This is a genomic window from Gilvirhabdus luticola (assembly GCF_040117515.1).
Taxonomy (GTDB): domain Bacteria; phylum Bacteroidota; class Bacteroidia; order Flavobacteriales; family Flavobacteriaceae; genus Gilvirhabdus; species Gilvirhabdus luticola.
This window is the reverse complement of sequence record NZ_JBEEEN010000002.1, coordinates 24,984-40,331: the sequence shown is the minus strand read 5'-3', so window position 1 is coordinate 40,331 and position 15,348 is coordinate 24,984. Positions and strand designations below refer to the sequence as shown.

The 15,348-nt window shown below is 32.0% G+C and carries 17 protein-coding genes; 8 read left to right on the top strand and 9 right to left on the bottom strand.

Annotation, left to right across the window (positions count from 1 at the left end; all coding sequences use genetic code 11):
• Positions 1 to 95: 95 nt before the first annotated feature.
• From AAFP94_RS04650 to AAFP94_RS04635, 4 genes are all read right to left on the bottom strand, one after another.
• Complete coding sequence (locus AAFP94_RS04650; protein WP_316661317.1) at positions 96 to 779, bottom strand: hypothetical protein; 684 nt, start codon at positions 777 to 779, stop codon at positions 96 to 98.
• Positions 780 to 944: 165 nt separating this feature from the next.
• Positions 945 to 1,340, bottom strand: a complete 396-nt coding sequence (locus AAFP94_RS04645) for a VOC family protein (protein ID WP_316661316.1) — start codon at positions 1,338 to 1,340, stop codon at positions 945 to 947.
• A gap of 25 nt (positions 1,341 to 1,365) precedes the next feature.
• A complete protein-coding gene (locus AAFP94_RS04640) occupies positions 1,366 to 1,770 on the bottom strand; it encodes a helix-turn-helix domain-containing protein (protein WP_316661315.1) in 405 nt (134 codons plus the stop codon).
• A gap of 118 nt (positions 1,771 to 1,888) precedes the next feature.
• A complete protein-coding gene (locus tag AAFP94_RS04635) occupies positions 1,889 to 2,443 on the bottom strand; it encodes a thioredoxin family protein (RefSeq protein WP_316661314.1) in 555 nt (184 codons plus the stop codon).
• A 47-nt stretch (positions 2,444 to 2,490) separates the two neighbouring features.
• Here AAFP94_RS04635 and AAFP94_RS04630 point away from each other — a divergent pair, with 47 nt between their 5' ends.
• From AAFP94_RS04630 to AAFP94_RS04620, 3 genes are read left to right on the top strand one after another with little or no spacing between them, the layout of a single operon-like run.
• On the top strand, positions 2,491 to 2,826 hold the full coding sequence (locus AAFP94_RS04630) for a tRNA-binding protein (protein WP_316661313.1): 336 nt from the start codon (positions 2,491 to 2,493) through the stop codon (positions 2,824 to 2,826).
• Positions 2,827 to 2,830: 4 nt separating this feature from the next.
• The gene (locus AAFP94_RS04625) at positions 2,831 to 3,742 is read left to right on the top strand and encodes a bile acid:sodium symporter family protein (protein ID WP_316661312.1); all 912 of its coding nucleotides are present in this window, start codon (positions 2,831 to 2,833) and stop codon (positions 3,740 to 3,742) included.
• A gap of 38 nt (positions 3,743 to 3,780) precedes the next feature.
• On the top strand, positions 3,781 to 4,770 hold the full coding sequence (locus AAFP94_RS04620; protein ID WP_409628146.1) for a lysophospholipid acyltransferase family protein: 990 nt from the start codon (positions 3,781 to 3,783) through the stop codon (positions 4,768 to 4,770).
• A 46-nt stretch (positions 4,771 to 4,816) separates the two neighbouring features.
• Here AAFP94_RS04620 and AAFP94_RS04615 read toward each other — a convergent pair whose 3' ends face one another.
• Entirely contained in the window at positions 4,817 to 5,212 is a 396-nt protein-coding gene (locus AAFP94_RS04615) for a PUR family DNA/RNA-binding protein (protein ID WP_316661310.1), read from the bottom strand.
• Between the two features lie 73 nt (positions 5,213 to 5,285).
• Entirely contained in the window at positions 5,286 to 7,046 is a 1,761-nt protein-coding gene (locus AAFP94_RS04610) for an ABC transporter ATP-binding protein (RefSeq protein WP_316661309.1), read from the bottom strand.
• Positions 7,047 to 7,276: 230 nt separating this feature from the next.
• On the opposite strand from AAFP94_RS04610, the gene nusB reads away from it, so the two are divergent.
• The 3 genes from nusB (at position 7,277) to yajC (ending at position 9,111) form a co-directional block, all read left to right on the top strand.
• Positions 7,277 to 8,221, top strand: a complete 945-nt coding sequence (gene nusB / locus AAFP94_RS04605) for a transcription antitermination factor NusB (RefSeq protein WP_316661308.1) — start codon at positions 7,277 to 7,279, stop codon at positions 8,219 to 8,221.
• 113 nt (positions 8,222 to 8,334) lie between these two features.
• Positions 8,335 to 8,826 carry a DUF1573 domain-containing protein gene (locus AAFP94_RS04600; protein ID WP_316661307.1) on the top strand — a complete coding sequence of 164 codons (492 nt, stop codon included), beginning with the start codon at positions 8,335 to 8,337 and terminating at the stop codon, positions 8,824 to 8,826.
• A gap of 6 nt (positions 8,827 to 8,832) precedes the next feature.
• Positions 8,833 to 9,111, top strand: coding sequence for a preprotein translocase subunit YajC (gene yajC / locus AAFP94_RS04595; RefSeq protein ID WP_316661306.1), 279 nt, complete (start codon positions 8,833 to 8,835; stop codon positions 9,109 to 9,111).
• A 162-nt stretch (positions 9,112 to 9,273) separates the two neighbouring features.
• Here the strand turns inward: yajC and AAFP94_RS04590 are convergent, their stop codons facing one another.
• From AAFP94_RS04590 to pepT, 3 genes are all read right to left on the bottom strand, one after another.
• Complete coding sequence (locus AAFP94_RS04590) at positions 9,274 to 9,873, bottom strand: YdeI/OmpD-associated family protein (protein WP_316661305.1); 600 nt, start codon at positions 9,871 to 9,873, stop codon at positions 9,274 to 9,276.
• Between the two features lie 136 nt (positions 9,874 to 10,009).
• The gene (locus AAFP94_RS04585) at positions 10,010 to 10,513 is read right to left on the bottom strand and encodes a DinB family protein (RefSeq protein ID WP_316661304.1); all 504 of its coding nucleotides are present in this window, start codon (positions 10,511 to 10,513) and stop codon (positions 10,010 to 10,012) included.
• 1 nt (position 10,514) lies between these two features.
• Entirely contained in the window at positions 10,515 to 11,753 is a 1,239-nt protein-coding gene (gene pepT / locus AAFP94_RS04580) for a peptidase T (RefSeq protein WP_316661303.1), read from the bottom strand.
• Between the two features lie 139 nt (positions 11,754 to 11,892).
• Here pepT and AAFP94_RS04575 point away from each other — a divergent pair, with 139 nt between their 5' ends.
• A complete protein-coding gene (locus AAFP94_RS04575; RefSeq protein WP_316661302.1) occupies positions 11,893 to 14,235 on the top strand; it encodes a TolC family protein in 2,343 nt (780 codons plus the stop codon).
• Positions 14,236 to 14,261: 26 nt separating this feature from the next.
• Positions 14,262 to 15,347, top strand: a complete 1,086-nt coding sequence (locus AAFP94_RS04570) for an efflux RND transporter periplasmic adaptor subunit (RefSeq protein WP_316661300.1) — start codon at positions 14,262 to 14,264, stop codon at positions 15,345 to 15,347.
• Position 15,348 lies beyond the last annotated feature (1 nt).

Sequence of the window (15,348 nt, the reverse complement as noted above, 5' to 3'; positions counted from 1 at the left end):
CGATATTGGATAACCGACAGTTTTCTGTTTTTATGTACGAATTTTCGATTTTCAACAATTTTTATACTTTCGTTTTATTATAATTATCTTAAATATTATTCACTATCTTCTGGTAAAGGCGAAATCATAATATGTGCTCTATGTGTTCCAGGATTCATAATCCAAGGATGGTTTGCTCCTATGGGTTTTTCAGGAAGCCCAGTAGATTGAGCAGTAGCAAATGGTAAATATACTACATAGCGGTATTGCGCTCCCTTTACTTTGGAAGTTTCTGGATCATACAGTTCATTTGGCCCATAATAGATATGCAAGGTAGATCCAGGTTTTCCCATATCAAGCTTGCCTGATTTTGCCTCCTGTTCTCTGATATCAAAAATTTCTACTGCTGTCTTTCCTTCGGCTCTAAGTTCTCGACCTCTAGCCATAAATGGTTCAAGATCTTTGTGGTAGCAGGCTGCATTAAATCCAGTTTTTTTTGGATTATCCGCAAGAACAATAAATTCGTTATTTCCTTCTTTGAGCGTTACAAATTCACCCGCCATATTATAACCTATAACTTTACATTTATCCCGGCTTGCCTCTGGAGCAGCCATTAATGCTGTGGCAATTAAAGCTTCGTCAGTATCAATAGCTACATATCGGTTTTTGATAGGATTTGAGGTGCTGTCTTTTGTTATTTCCTGTGCAGAAGATTCTACTGTTGTGTTTTTGGTTTTGTCTGATATATTGCATGACATCAAAACTCCAGCCAAAGCAATTACTACTATAATTTGTTTCATTTTCTAAAGTATTTCATCATTGGCTAATGACATTTGTTGTGATGAAGCAACAAACTTTCGTTAAACACTAAAATAGCAAATAAAAACCGAATAGAAAATCCTTGAGGTTTTTCAGAAGTAGGTGAGAACAAGAGTTACTTATAGCCGTTGATAGCAGTTGTGTTTTTACAATTCCTCCACTAGTTGAATATTGTTTCCACAGGTATCGTTAAAAACTGCGTACTTCCAAGTACCCATTGTGGATGGTTTCACACTGAATTCTACTCCAAGTTTTGTTAATCGCTCATACTCTGCATCAACACTTTTAACATCAAATTGAGTGTATGGCATTCCAGCTTCCATCAATGCGTCTTGATAGACTTTGCATGGTTCGAAATGATTAGGTCCTGGTTCCAGTAATAATTCTGGTCCATCCTGCCACTCTGGTGAAACTAGGGTTAACCATCTATTTCCACCTCCTAATGGTAAGTCCTTCTTCTTTAAGAAGCCCAACTTTTCTGTATAAAATTTAAAAGCTTTTTCTTGGTCTCGTACAGGAATGCTAATTAGTGTTACTTTCATATTTGATTTATTTATACTCCAAATTTCAGAATTCTTTTGTTATTCTACTTCTTGAAAGTTGCTCTTTTTGAAATTCTGTAGGTGATTTGCCTGTTTTCGTTTTAAATAAAGTACTGAACGAACTTAAACTTTCAAATCCAACAGAAAAACAGGCTTCAGTTACCGACATTCCATTTTTTAACTGTTCTTTAGATTTTTCAATTCGTTTGTCAATTAAGTATTGTCTTGGGATTTGTCCATAATATTTTTTGAATAAGCGTAACATATGATACTTGGAAACATTCTGAATGTGCGACAGTAAGTCCAAATTTAAATTGGTATTATAATTATTTTCGATATAGTTTCGAATTCCAATTACTGTATTAATTTGTCCTTTGTTTGAATAAACAATGCTACGAATTTTATTAAGTTCTTTTTCGTAAAATGTCATTATTTGGTTTTCCTACATTACTGCCAATTGGTTATATGTATACTAATATACACATTATCACCAACTATTTTTTGAATAAAAAGAACTTTAGTTATGGTTTATAAATATGATAAAATGATTACTTCCACTTAATATTACAACCAATACTTGGTTTTTGTAAAGTAGTATTATCTTTATTTTCCAAAAGGCAATCCAGTGCATTTATTAAATCTTTTCCGGTAACAGAAATGTCGTTTCCGGGGCGTGAGTCATCCAATTGCCCACGATATACTAATTTTAATTCATCATCAAATACATACAAATCAGGCGTACAGGCAGCATCGTAAGCTTTGGCTACTTCTTGTGTTTCGTCATACAAATAAGGAAATGGATAGCCTTCAATTTTGGCATGTGCTTTCATAAATTCTGGACCATCTTGAGGATAGTTTACGACATCGTTGCTGGATATGGCAATAAAACCAATACCATGATCTGAATAGGTATTGGCAATTTCGACTAACATAGAATTGACATGTATTACAAAAGGGCAGTGGTTACAGATAAACATGATAACTGTACCTTTTTCACCTTTAAAGTCTTGTAAACGAACCAAGGTATTATCAATAGTGTTTACTAAACTAAAATCTGGTGCTTTTGTACCTAATGGTAACATGTTTGATGGAGTTCTTGCCATTTTGTAGTATTTTGCTCAAATATCGCAAATATTCGTATTTTTAAAAAATGACTAATACAATAACTTTCGAAGATTTTACAAAAGTAGATATACGTGTTGGTACCATTATAGAGGTTAACGATTTTCCTGAAGCGCGCAATCCGGCTTACCAATTAACTATAGATTTTGGAGATTTAGGAATTAAAAAGTCATCGGCACAAATAACGTCTTTATATACAAAAGAAGAGTTGCTGAATAGACAAGTTGTAGCCATAATAAACTTTCCAAAAAAGCAGATTGCAACATTTATGAGCGAATGTCTGGTTCTTGGTGCGGTTGATGGAAAAGATGTTATTCTCTTAAATCCAGAGCAGCAAGTTAAAAATGGCTCTACAGTAGCTTAAGTGTATGCAACAACTTGATGATGTAAAAATAAACTTTGATAACAGTGAACTATGGATTTTAAATATTGCTCTAGCTATTGTTATGTTTGGAGTAGCTTTGGGTATTTCTGTTTCAGATTTTAAACGGTTATTGCAACAGCCTAAATTGGTTATTGCTGGTTTGTTGTCGCAATTTGTACTGTTACCTTTGTTAACATTTGGTTTGGTGTTACTTATAAAACCACAGCCCAGTATCGCTTTAGGAATGATGATGGTTGCTGCTTGTCCAGGCGGAAATATTTCAAATTTTATGACGCATCTATCTCAAGGAAATACCGCGTTATCTGTAAGTTTAACTGCATTTTCTACATTTTTGGCTATGATTATGACGCCTTTTAATTTTCAGTTTTATGGTTCGTTATATGAACCAACTGCACAAATTTTAAAAAGTGTTGAACTGGATCCATTCCAATTAGTAAAGCTGGTCATTCTTATTTTAGGAATTCCGCTTTTTTTTGGAATGTTATGGAGAAGTAAAAACATAAGATTGGCTGAAAAATTATCAAGAATTTTAAAACCCTTTTCAATTTTAGTATTCATAGCCATTGTTGTGATCGCGTTTTCTAATAACATTGATGTTTTTAATTCCTATATTGACTATGTATTATTTATAGGGATAGGACATAATATTTTAGCTTTGTTATTAGGTTTTTTTGTGGCGAAGGCATTTATGTTATCATTTAAGAATCAAAAAACGTTGGCTATAGAGACTGGTATTCAAAATTCTGGTTTAGGTCTATTATTGATTTTTACATTTTTTAATGGATTAGGAGGCATGGCGATCTTGGCAGCTTTTTGGGGCATTTGGCATATTTTGTCTGGTTTGTGCTTGGCTTTTTACTGGTCTTATAAGTCATCTAAAACAGAAGTATATTGAAAAAACTTTGGTTACATAGTGTCAAATTTTATATAAAGTTGGGTTTGTTTTTTTATTACAGAAGAATTCATGTTTATAAAGTTGAAAATATACCAAAGGACAAGCCTATTTTATTCTTATCCAACCATCAGAACGCATTACTCGATGCGCTTCTTATTGCCACAACTAGCGGGAGATTTTCTTATTTTTTGACCAGAGCTAGCGTTTTTACCAAACCTATTGTGATCAAACTTTTAAGGAGCTTGCAGATGCTTCCTGTTTATCGAATACGAGATGGTTGGAGCAATCTCACAAATAATAACCCAATTTTTGAAAGTTGTACGGAATTGTTAAAAAATAATGAAGCTGTAGTCATTTTTCCTGAAGGAAGCCATAATCTTAAGCGTACCGTAAGACCATTGAGCAAAGGTTTTACGCGTATTGTTTTTGATACATTAGAGAAATATCCGAAAACCGAATTACAACTTGTTTCTGTTGGTTTAAACTTTGAAAGCGCAACAGCTTATGGAGATAGTTGTTCTATTTTTTATGGAAAAGCAATATCTGCTAAAAAGTATATTACTGAAGACAGAAACCAATCGGTTGTTGATTTAAAAGAGGATATTCATGATGAAATTAGTAAACTAACAACGCATATTGAAAGTGAAGGTTACGAGGATACGCTGAATACATTAAAGGCTTTGAATGCCGATTTTTTAAACCCAAAGGCAGTTAATGCCTGTATAAAAAATGATTTTAATGAATGTGGGTTTATGAAAACTAAAAGATTATCAGTTATAAAAACTTTCTTAAAATTTGTATTGATTATAAACTTAATTGTACCCTTTGCGATTTGGAAATTATTGATACAACCAAAAATTATTGAAGAGGAATTTATTGGGACTTTTAGATTTGCGGTTGGTATCAGTTTGGTGCCAATGTGGATATTAGCAGTCATAATGTTATTAGCTTCAATGGTGAGTTTTCAACTTGCTATGATGTATTTATTCTTTGTTTTGGGTCTGAGCTTACTTACAGTAAAGACATAAAAAAACCGCTACTTAAGTAACGGTTTTATGTTTTTAAAAGAATGGATTATATATCATCAAAATCTACATCTGTAAAACTTTCAGGTGATTTGTGAACCACTTCTTCTTCGTCTGTTTGATCAGATTTATCTTGATCATATTCTTTTTTGAAGTCTTTTTGATGACGTTCGCTAATGACCTCATTACCTTTTTCACTAATTATATAATCAGTCATTTCAGCTAGAATATCTTTAAATTCTGAAAAGTCTTCCTTATACAAATAAATTTTGTGTTTCTTGTAGTGAAAAGACCCATCATCATTAGTAAACTTTTTGCTTTCAGTAATCGTTAGGTAATAATCTTCAGCCTTGGTTGATCTTACATCGAAAAAATACGTTCGTCTTCCTGCTCTTAAAACTTTAGAAAAAATCTCTTCTTTCTCCATCATATCATTGTTACTCATAAGTGTATTTGTATTAATAAGATTTGAATTATAAGAATCAAAAATCTAAAAAAAAAACAAACCAGCCAACAAATTAGTGTATTTCTTTTGTGCTTAATTGTTTTAAGTACAAATTTTTGTAGTATCCATCGGTGTTGATAAGATTTTCATGTGTGCCCTCTTGAACAATTTCTCCATTATCTAGCACAATGATCTTATCGGCATTTTTGGCAGACGAAATTCTGTGACTTACAATAATGGTTGTTTTCCCTTTTGATATGACGTTAAGATTGTTCAATATTTTTTCTTCTGTTTCTGTATCAACTGCAGATAGACAATCGTCCAACAACAATATTTCGGGATTTTTAATTATAGCCCTAGCTATAGATAGTCTCTGTTTTTGTCCACCAGATAAGGTAACACCACGCTCACCTAAAATGGTATTATAAGTATTTGCAAATTTTACTATGTTTTTATGAACCTGTGCATATTTTGCAGCGTTAACAACTTCCTCATCGGTGGCTTCTGCCTTTCCAAATTTGATATTATTTTTTATAGTATCTGAAAAGAGAAAAGCATCTTGTGGAACATAACCAATACTTTCTCTCAAACTACTCAAATTGGTTTGGGTAATATCTGTTCCGTCAATTAAAACTTGTCCAGAACTAACATCGTACAAGCGTCCAATAAGATCTAATATTGTTGATTTTCCTGAACCGGTTTTTCCAATAATGGCAAGTGTTTCACCTTGTTTTAATCTAAAACTAATATTTTTTAAGGCTTCAATATTGGTATCACCATAAGTAAAAGACACGTTTTTAAATTCGATGTTGCCTTGAATTTCGGTTGGTTCTTCAACATTGTTTTGAATTTCTGGCTGTAGTTTCAAAAATTCATTGATTCTTTTTTGGGAAGCTTCAGCTTGTTGTACAATTGAAGTTACCCAACCAACTGTGGCAACTGGCCACGTTAGCATATTAACATAAATGATGAATTCTGCAATAGTTCCTAAACTTTCAATTTCACCATTAATATATTGTAATCCACCAATATAAATGACTATCAAATTACTAAAACCAATAAGTAAAATCATCATTGGAAAAAAGAATGCCTGAACTCTAACTAAACTCAATTGCTTTTCTTTACTTTCTTCAGAGAGATTATCAAAATTAGTTGTGGTTTGTGGTTCTAATCCATAAGATTTAATAATGGTAATACCACTAAAAGTTTCTTGAGTAAACGTAGATAGCTTTGATAAATATACCTGAACAATAGTGCTTCTTTGGTGTATTTCTTTACTTAATTTATATATAATTACAGAAAGAATGGGTAAAGGAATAATGGTATATAAGGTGAGTTTTGGAGCTTCGTTGAACATGTAAATTAATGCTATAATAAACAACGTAGCTGTATTGATGGTGTACATAATTGCTGGCCCAGCATACATACGCACACGACTTACGTCTTCACTTATGCGATTCATTAAATCACCAGTTCTATTGCTTTTATAAAAGTTTAGAGAGAGCTTTTGATATTGTTGATAAACCTCATTTTTCAAGTCATATTCAATATACCTGGATACATTAATTATGGTTTGTCTCATTAAAAAAGTAAAAATCCCAGCAATAATGGCTGCGCCAATAATATAAAGAATCAATTCTCCTAATTCAGACTGAATGGTTCGTTCTCCAGAAGCCAAACCATTTTTATATTTTTCTACTACCGTAAAAATATCTTTTACAAGTCGTGGCGTAAATAATAGGAATATCCTTGCAACTATAGTAATGACAATACCTATGAGAAGCTTAAATTTATATTTAAAAAAGTATTTGTTTAAGTGTTGTAGTTCTCTCATCTATTACTTTGCTGAAAAGTATTTGCAAATTATGAACAAAGATATAGGTTTAAATACAATATTGAACAAATAGAAATAGTAACCATCGTAAAGTATTCATTATTTAACAAAACTATAAGACTTAACAGAAAAATAAACATCTGTAACATTGGCATAATTAAAAAACACTATTTTTGCAGACAAAGTTTTTAAGCTTTTATATTCATAATTTTTAAAGTTCTTTGGTTAATATGTTAAACAGAAGACATATACGTGTAAAAGTAATGCAATCGCTCTATGCCAATTTAGGTGGAGAAAGTGAAGATTTTAGTAAAGACCAAAAGTTTTTAATGCAGAGCATATATAGCATGTACGATCTTTATATTTTATTGATTTCTATTTTTATTGAAGTTAGAAACAAAGGAATCGATCAGATTGGAAAACAAAAACAAAAGCATCTAGCCACCAAAGAAGATAAAAATCCAAATACAAAATTTGTTAATAACGAAATTCTAAAATTCATGGGTGATAACGAATTGATTTTAGAAAAAATTAAACAACAAGAAACCATTGATTGGGATTTAGATAGTGAGTACATAGACATTATTTTCAAAGCCATCGTTTCGAGTAATGCTTATAAAAGTTATATGAAGACCAGAATGTCTAATTTTCAGCAGGACAAAGAATTTATTACTACCGTTTTTAGAGAGGTAATTGCGCCAAACGATAAGCTTTATGATTATATAGAAGACAAAAATCTAACTTGGTTAGACGATTTACCAACAATTAATACCACTATTTTAAAGCTGCTGCAAAAGTTAAGACCAAACCCTACAAAGACTTACTTATTGCCAGAATTGTATAGAGACGAAGACGATTTGAAGTTTGCTACAGATCTGTTTACAAAAACCCTTCTTAATCAAAATGAATTAAATGAGGAAATAAAACACAAAACCATAAATTGGGACTCTGAACGTTTAGCTTCCATTGACCTTGTCTTGATCCAAATGGCGATTTGTGAGTTGAAACATTTTCCTTCAATACCTGTAAAAGTTACCATTAATGAGTATTTAGAAATTGCCAAAGAATACTCAACGCCCAAAAGCAGTAATTTCATCAATGGTATTTTAGATAAATTGGTCAAAGAATATGAAGCCGATGGAAAGCTTAATAAAGTTGGTCGTGGATTACTATAAATATGCTGTGTAGTAGGCTTTGTAATAGCTAACAATTGTTAAGAATGAAATAAAAAGTTTTTAAACCATTAAATAATTGCTATTTTTACCAACCGAACGATAAAATACTTATTATGAAAAAATTTATGTTATGTTTAAGTGCAGTTTGCTTAATTGCATTTACGTCATGTAAAGACGATGCTACAAAAAAAATTGATGACACTAATGTAGCAGAAGCTGCAGAAAGAGATGCTAATGCTTCAAAATTTCCGGTAATACAATTTGATAAACAAGAACACGATTTTGGTACGATTGAAGCTAAAACAAATGTTGAAACGGTTTTTAATTATACCAATGTAGGTGAAGCACCATTAGTAATTACAGATATTAAAAGTTCTTGTGGTTGTACAGTACCTAAAGATTGGAGTACAGAGCCTTTGGCTGTTGGACAAACAGGTCACTTTACTGTAAAGTTTAATGGTAGCGGAACTAATAAGGTATCAAAAACCATTACTGTAACAGCAAATACAGAAAAAGGAACAGAAACTGTAAAGATTACAGCTTTTGTTATGCCAGATCCTAATGCTCAACCAGCTGCTGGAGCTTCTCCAGTTCAAGCACAATAAAAGTCTATGGGAGAAGGAATGAGTTCTTTTTTACCGTTTATCTTAATGTTTGTTGTTGTATATTTCTTTATGATTGCACCACAAATGAAACGCGCTAAAAAAGAAAAGAAATTTGCAGCCGAGTTAAAACGAGGTGATCGTGTGGTTACCAAAAGTGGTCTACATGGTAAAATTGTGGATCTAAATGAAAAAGATGGAAGCTGTGTGATAGAAACTATGGCTGGAAAAATTAAATTTGAGCGTTCTGCCATTTCTATGGAAATGAGCAATAAGTTAAATGCTTAAATTGTAAAAAATATGAGTTAAAAGGCTTCCAAATAGGAAGCCTTTTTTGTTTTTTGTCTTTCCGTACTTGATACGGAATCCACAATTCATGATAATTTTAAATAGTGGATACCCATTTTCATGGGAATGACAGACAGAATATTATTTTCTTTAAACCATAAGCTAACAATTCTTGTATTTGTCATTTAATCCAATTCCTTGAAGTATCATTGGTGCAATTTTTTCTATTCTGGTTTGTTTCGTAGCTTCACGCTTTGCAGTAGTTATATACTCACAATATTCTTTTTGTTTATAGGGAGATAATGCTTCAAAACCAGTTTTTAATTCTGTGTTTTTCTTTAGAACTTGCTGTAACTCATCAGGAATTGTAAAGGCTTTCTTGGTAGTCTTCTCTGGTTTTATTTCTTTACCTAGTTTTTGGTTTTCTATCGCTTCCTTTACGTAATCTAAAACAGCATTCTTATCGATCTCATCAACAGATTCAAAACGCATTTGCCTCATGGCTTTTGTTTTTTCTTGTGCATTAAGCAAGAGTTTCTTTTCATCTTTTAAAAACACACCATTAAAAAACCAGAGGCCAAAATGGTTCTTAAAAGCTCCTAAACCCAAAACGTTTTTACCATTCAAGCTATAAACTGGTGCACTCCATTTAAGTGTTTCCTCAAGTTCTGTAGCATTTATAATGTCTCTTAAAATGGCCAATGCTTCAGACCATTTGTCATGGGTTTCTATATATTCTTCTACTGATGTTACTTTTTTCATTGCCATTTTATGGTGTTTCGTTTAATGTTTTGGTATGAACTTTTTTAATTGTTTATACCTGTAGTTAAATGAAGTTCGTCTATTTTTTTAAGAAAGTCAAGTTTACAACCTATGTGATATATTGAATAATATGAGTTTACCAAATTCCTGCATAATTTAAATCTTCTCCTGAAAGATGATTTAGATAATCAAACTTTAACTTTGTTATCTGCCTAAAGTGCAAATAATCGTGAGCCAACCAATTGTCGTAAAAATGTTTTGCAGTTAAAATGCCTACTTTTGGATGATTATAAGCATTTTCCCAGGCAGGGTTTTTAAGAGATTCAATCCATTGTATTGAGTTTTCTCTTTCGTCAATAAACTTTTGGAGCATGGTATTATAATCTTGCTCTATATAATGTCTTTCTGTAACCCACCCTACTGGATTAATAGCTGGAGGTATGGTGTTCGGTTTTTCTAAAACCCATTGTGTTCTAAAACGAAAGTCTTCACGCTCTTCATCATATAAATGGCAAACAATCTCAAGCAAACACCATTTTTCAGGCACTTGTTTCCATAAGTACATGTCTTTATCCACATGCTTTAAAAGACCTAAAAAGACCTCTTTATTTTGTTTGAGCTGTTGGAGAACGAATTTCATATTATTTAGCTTTTTTTTGCGTGAGTTCTGCAATCTTACAAATTACTTGTGTAGCTTTTATTATACTTTCTACAGGCACATATTCATAACGACCATGAAAATTATGACCACCAGCAAAAATGTTTGGACAAGGTAAACCCATATAGCTTAATTGTGAACCATCAGTACCACCTCTTATAGGTTTTATAATAGGTTTGATATTAAGCTGTTTCATAGCTTCTTCTGCAATATCAACAATATGCATTACAGGCTCGACCTTTTCTTTCATGTTGAAGTATTGGTCTTTAATTTCAACAGTAATAAATTCTTCTTCATATTGATTATTGATTTCATCAGCAATGCGTTGAATTAATGCTTTACGAGCTTCAAATTTTTTTCTATCATGGTCACGAATAATATATTGTAAATAAGTGTTCTCGACATCTCCTTTTATAGAATATAAATGAAAAAAACCTTGGTAACCTTCTGTATGTTCTGGAGTTTCCAACCTTGGAAGTGAATTGATGAACTCTGTGGCAATGTATATGGAGTTGATCATTTTTCCTTTTGCACTTCCAGGATGCACACTTTTTCCTTTCACATGTATTTTGGCTCCAGCTGCATTAAAATTTTCGTATTCTAATTCTCCAACCTGACTTCCATCCATAGTATACGCCCAATCGGCCCCAAATTTTTCTACATCAAATTTATGCGCACCACGACCAATCTCTTCGTCAGGAGTAAAACCAACTCGGATTTTACCATGTTTGATTTCTGGATTATTAATAAGGTATTCCATTGCAGAAACAATTTCGCAGATACCTGCTTTATCATCAGCACCAAGAAGCGTAGAACCATCAGTTGTAATTAAAGTTTGACCTTTGTATAGCAATAAGTCTTCAAAATAATCAGGCGATAAAATAATATTGTCTTCTTCGTTAAGAACAATATCTTTCCCGTCATAATTTTCAATAATTTGAGGGTTCACATTGGTGCCTGAATAATCTGGAGACGTATCAAAATGAGAAATAAAGCCAATAGTTGGCACCTCGTGTTCTACGTTACTTGGCAATGTTGCCATAACATAAGCATTATCGTCTATTGTCACATCACTCATGCCAATGGTTTTCAACTCTTCCGCAAGCTTATTGGCTAAATCCCATTGTTTTTTTGTGCTAGGAGTTGTACTGGATTCTGGATCTGAAGTTGTATCTACTTTAACATAGCTTATGAATCTATCAGTAATTCGATCTTTGTTCATGTTTAGTTCTGATTTTAGTCAAAAATAAAAACTTCAAATAACAATATTGCATAATATGGCCTTAATTTAAAGTTGGTTTAAACTTTGTTTTAATATAAATTACAATTAATTTTAGCTAATTATTATTCAACAATTGAAAATGCGAAAGTTTTTAAGTACCATTATTCTTCTTTTATTTTCTTTTCAAAGTTTTTCTCAAAGTAAAGTTTACGATATTGGGTTTTTGGTAGACACTACCAATCCTGGCCTTGAGTCAATGTTAGATGAATTGGAAGACGAAATTAAAGCTATTGTAGGCGAAGATGCAGAAATCAAGTTTTCAAAAAAAAACAGACTCACAAACAATTTTGATTATGATCTTGCTCTAAAGAGATATAATGAACTTTTAGAAAATGAAACAGATATTATTATTGCATTTGGAGCAGTTAACAATGTAATTATTTCAGGATTGGAAAAGTACGATAAGCCTACAATTTTATTTGGAACAATAGGTGAAGACTTAATTGATCAACCACCTTTTAATAGTTTAGAAAAAATTGAAAATTTTACATCAATAGCAACAGTTCAGTCTTATAAGGAAGATTTAGCAGTTTTAAAAGAGATTACGTCTGCCAAACGTATTGGAGTAATGGTAGAAAATTCGTTTTTACAAACATCAGATTTAGAAAATTCATTTGCTGACTTTAGTGATGAATTAAATTTAGAATTAGATATTCTTCCGTTTAATACACTTGAAGAATTGTTAAGTAAAGTAGATGGATACGATGCCATTTATTTGGTTGGGGTATTTTATTTTACAGATGATCAAATAAAAACATTAGCGGATGAATTAATTAAAAAGAAAATAGCTTCATTTACAACAACACCTTTAATTGATGTAGAGAATGGATTGTTGGCAACAAACCATGATGCAACTGAAATCAGTCAATTTTTCAGGCGTATCGCTTTAAACGTAGAAGCTATTGTTTTAGACAATGAGTTTTCAAAAACAAGTTCGGTCATAGACCTTAAAAGAAATCTTACAATTAATTACAATACAGCCAGGAAATTAGACATTCCTTTAAAGTACAGTTTAATTGCAACTACCAATATTATTGGGAATACAACTGAAATTATTGCAGAGAAGAAGTACAATTTAGTTGATGTAATGCAAGAAGTTATCAACGAAAATCTAAAGCTAAAGACCACTGCACAAGACACCTTATTATCTAGTCAAGATTTAAAATTGGCTAAAAGTAATTATTTGCCCGATATTTATGCTTCGGCAACAGGCGCCTATGTAGATCCTAAACTGGCAGAAGTTGCCAATGGTCAGAGTCCGGAGGTTTCTACTTTTGGTAACATTACCTTAAGTCAAACTGTTTTTTCTGAAGCTGCCAATGCTAATATTAGCATTCAAAGATCATTACAGCAGGCTCAAAAAGAAAACTATAACAGTGAAGCATTAAATACAGTTTTTAATGCATCTACGGCATATTTTAATGCATTGATGTTAAAATCTAACTATCTCATTCAAAGTAAAAATTTAGAACTTACCAAAAGGAATTTACAGATTGCAACACACAATTATGAAGCCGGTCAATCTGGTAAATCTGATGTATTGCGTTTTAGAAGTGAAGCTTCTCAAAACACACAAACTATGATTGAAGCTCTTAATAGACTCAAGCAAGGTTTTAATGTATTGAATGAACTCCTTAATAATCCAATAGATACAAAGATTGATGTTGAAGAAGCCGAATTAAAGGAAGGCTTATTTAGTAATTACAATTATAAGCAACTAGGAAGTTTTCTAGATGACCCTAGATTGCGCAAACCATTTATAGATTTTCTTGTCCAAGAAGCTGTTACCAATGCTCCAGAGTTAAAGTTATTGGATTATAATTTAAAAGCAGCACAGCGAAGTGAACGTTTGTATGGCTCTGGACGATTTTTGCCAACCATTGCATTACAAGGACAGTATAATTATGAATTTAGCAGATCTGGTGCTGGTATTGAGTACCCCACAATTTTTCCAACGCCACCAGATGGCTATTACAATGTTGGATTGAATGTTACTTTGCCAATTTTTAATCAGAATAAGCAAAATATTAATAAACAAATTGCATCAATTCAATCAGACCAATTAAATACAAGTATTGATAATTTAAAATTGAGTATTCAAAGAAATATGAATGATGCCGTTTTGCAATTAATAAATCAAATTGCAAACATTGAACTTTCTAAAATTTTTGAAGAGACTGCAGAAGAGGCATTAGATCTGACGCAGACATCTTATGCCAATGGTGCTGTAAATATTGTTCAATTATTAGATGCACAAAATAATTATATACAAGCTCAATTAGCCAGTTCTAATGCTACATATAATTACTTATTAAGTTCTATGGAATTAGAGCGTGCTCTAGGAACTTTTTTCTTATTACAGACTGAAGAAGAACGACAAGAATTTATAACACGATTTTTAGAATATAGCAATAATAATTAATGACTATTTAATAAATGAAGTCAAAAATGATAAATCAAACAATCAGAATATTGAGCATTTTTTGTTTAATCATACTCAATAGTTCTTGTAAAGAAGAAAAACTAGTTGAAGAAATATTAAGACCTGTAAAATACAGCGAAGTTTCCTTTTTAGGCGGTGATAAAGCTAGAATATTTAGTGGTACGGCAAAGACAGAGAAAATTATCAATTTAAGTTTCAGAAATACGGGAATCATAACATTATTAGATATGAAACTTGGTCAACAGGTAAAAAAAGGACAGCTTTTAGCAAAATTAGACAATGTTCAATCACGTTTAAATTACGAAAGTGCTATTGAATCGAAAAATAGTGCTGAATCGCAAATGAACACTTCTAAACTAAATCTAAATAGAATAAGAACTCTATATGAAAAAGGAAGTTCGTCGTTAAGTGATTATGAGGCAGCAAAAAACTCATATCGAACTGCAGTTGCAAGTTTTGAATCTTCAAAGAGAAGTGTAGCCATTCAACAAGAGCAAATACGATACGGCTATTTATATGCACCTGAAGATGGAGCAATTGCTGCTGTTAATTCAGAAGTAGATGAAAATGTTTCTCCTGGTCAAACCATTGGTGTCTTAAATGCTGGTTCAGCTATAGAAATTGCTTTGGGTATTCCAGAAAGCATTATAAATGCAGTAAAAAAGGATATGGGAGTAAAAGTTACGTTTACTGCAATAGATGATACAACTTTTAGGGGCATAGTTTCGGAAGTAGCACCAGCTTTAGACCAAAATACATCTACATATCCAGTCCGTATAACCATTGTAGATTCAGATGAAAGAATAAAAAGTGGTATGGCAGCTAATGTAAATTTTGAGTTTGTAGATGAAGATATTTCTAAAAGAGAATTAATCATTCCTGCAAGCGGCGTAGGAGAAGATGCCAACGGTCGTTTTGTTTTTCTAATAGAAGGTAATGACAATAGTTACTATGTAAAAAAACAACCCATCGAAATAGGTGATTTAACACCAGATGGTTTTGAAGTTACTTCAGGATTGCAGGCAGGTCAAAAAATAGCCACTGCTGGATTACAAACCCTTCTTAATGGTCAAAAAGTAAAACTTAATTAAG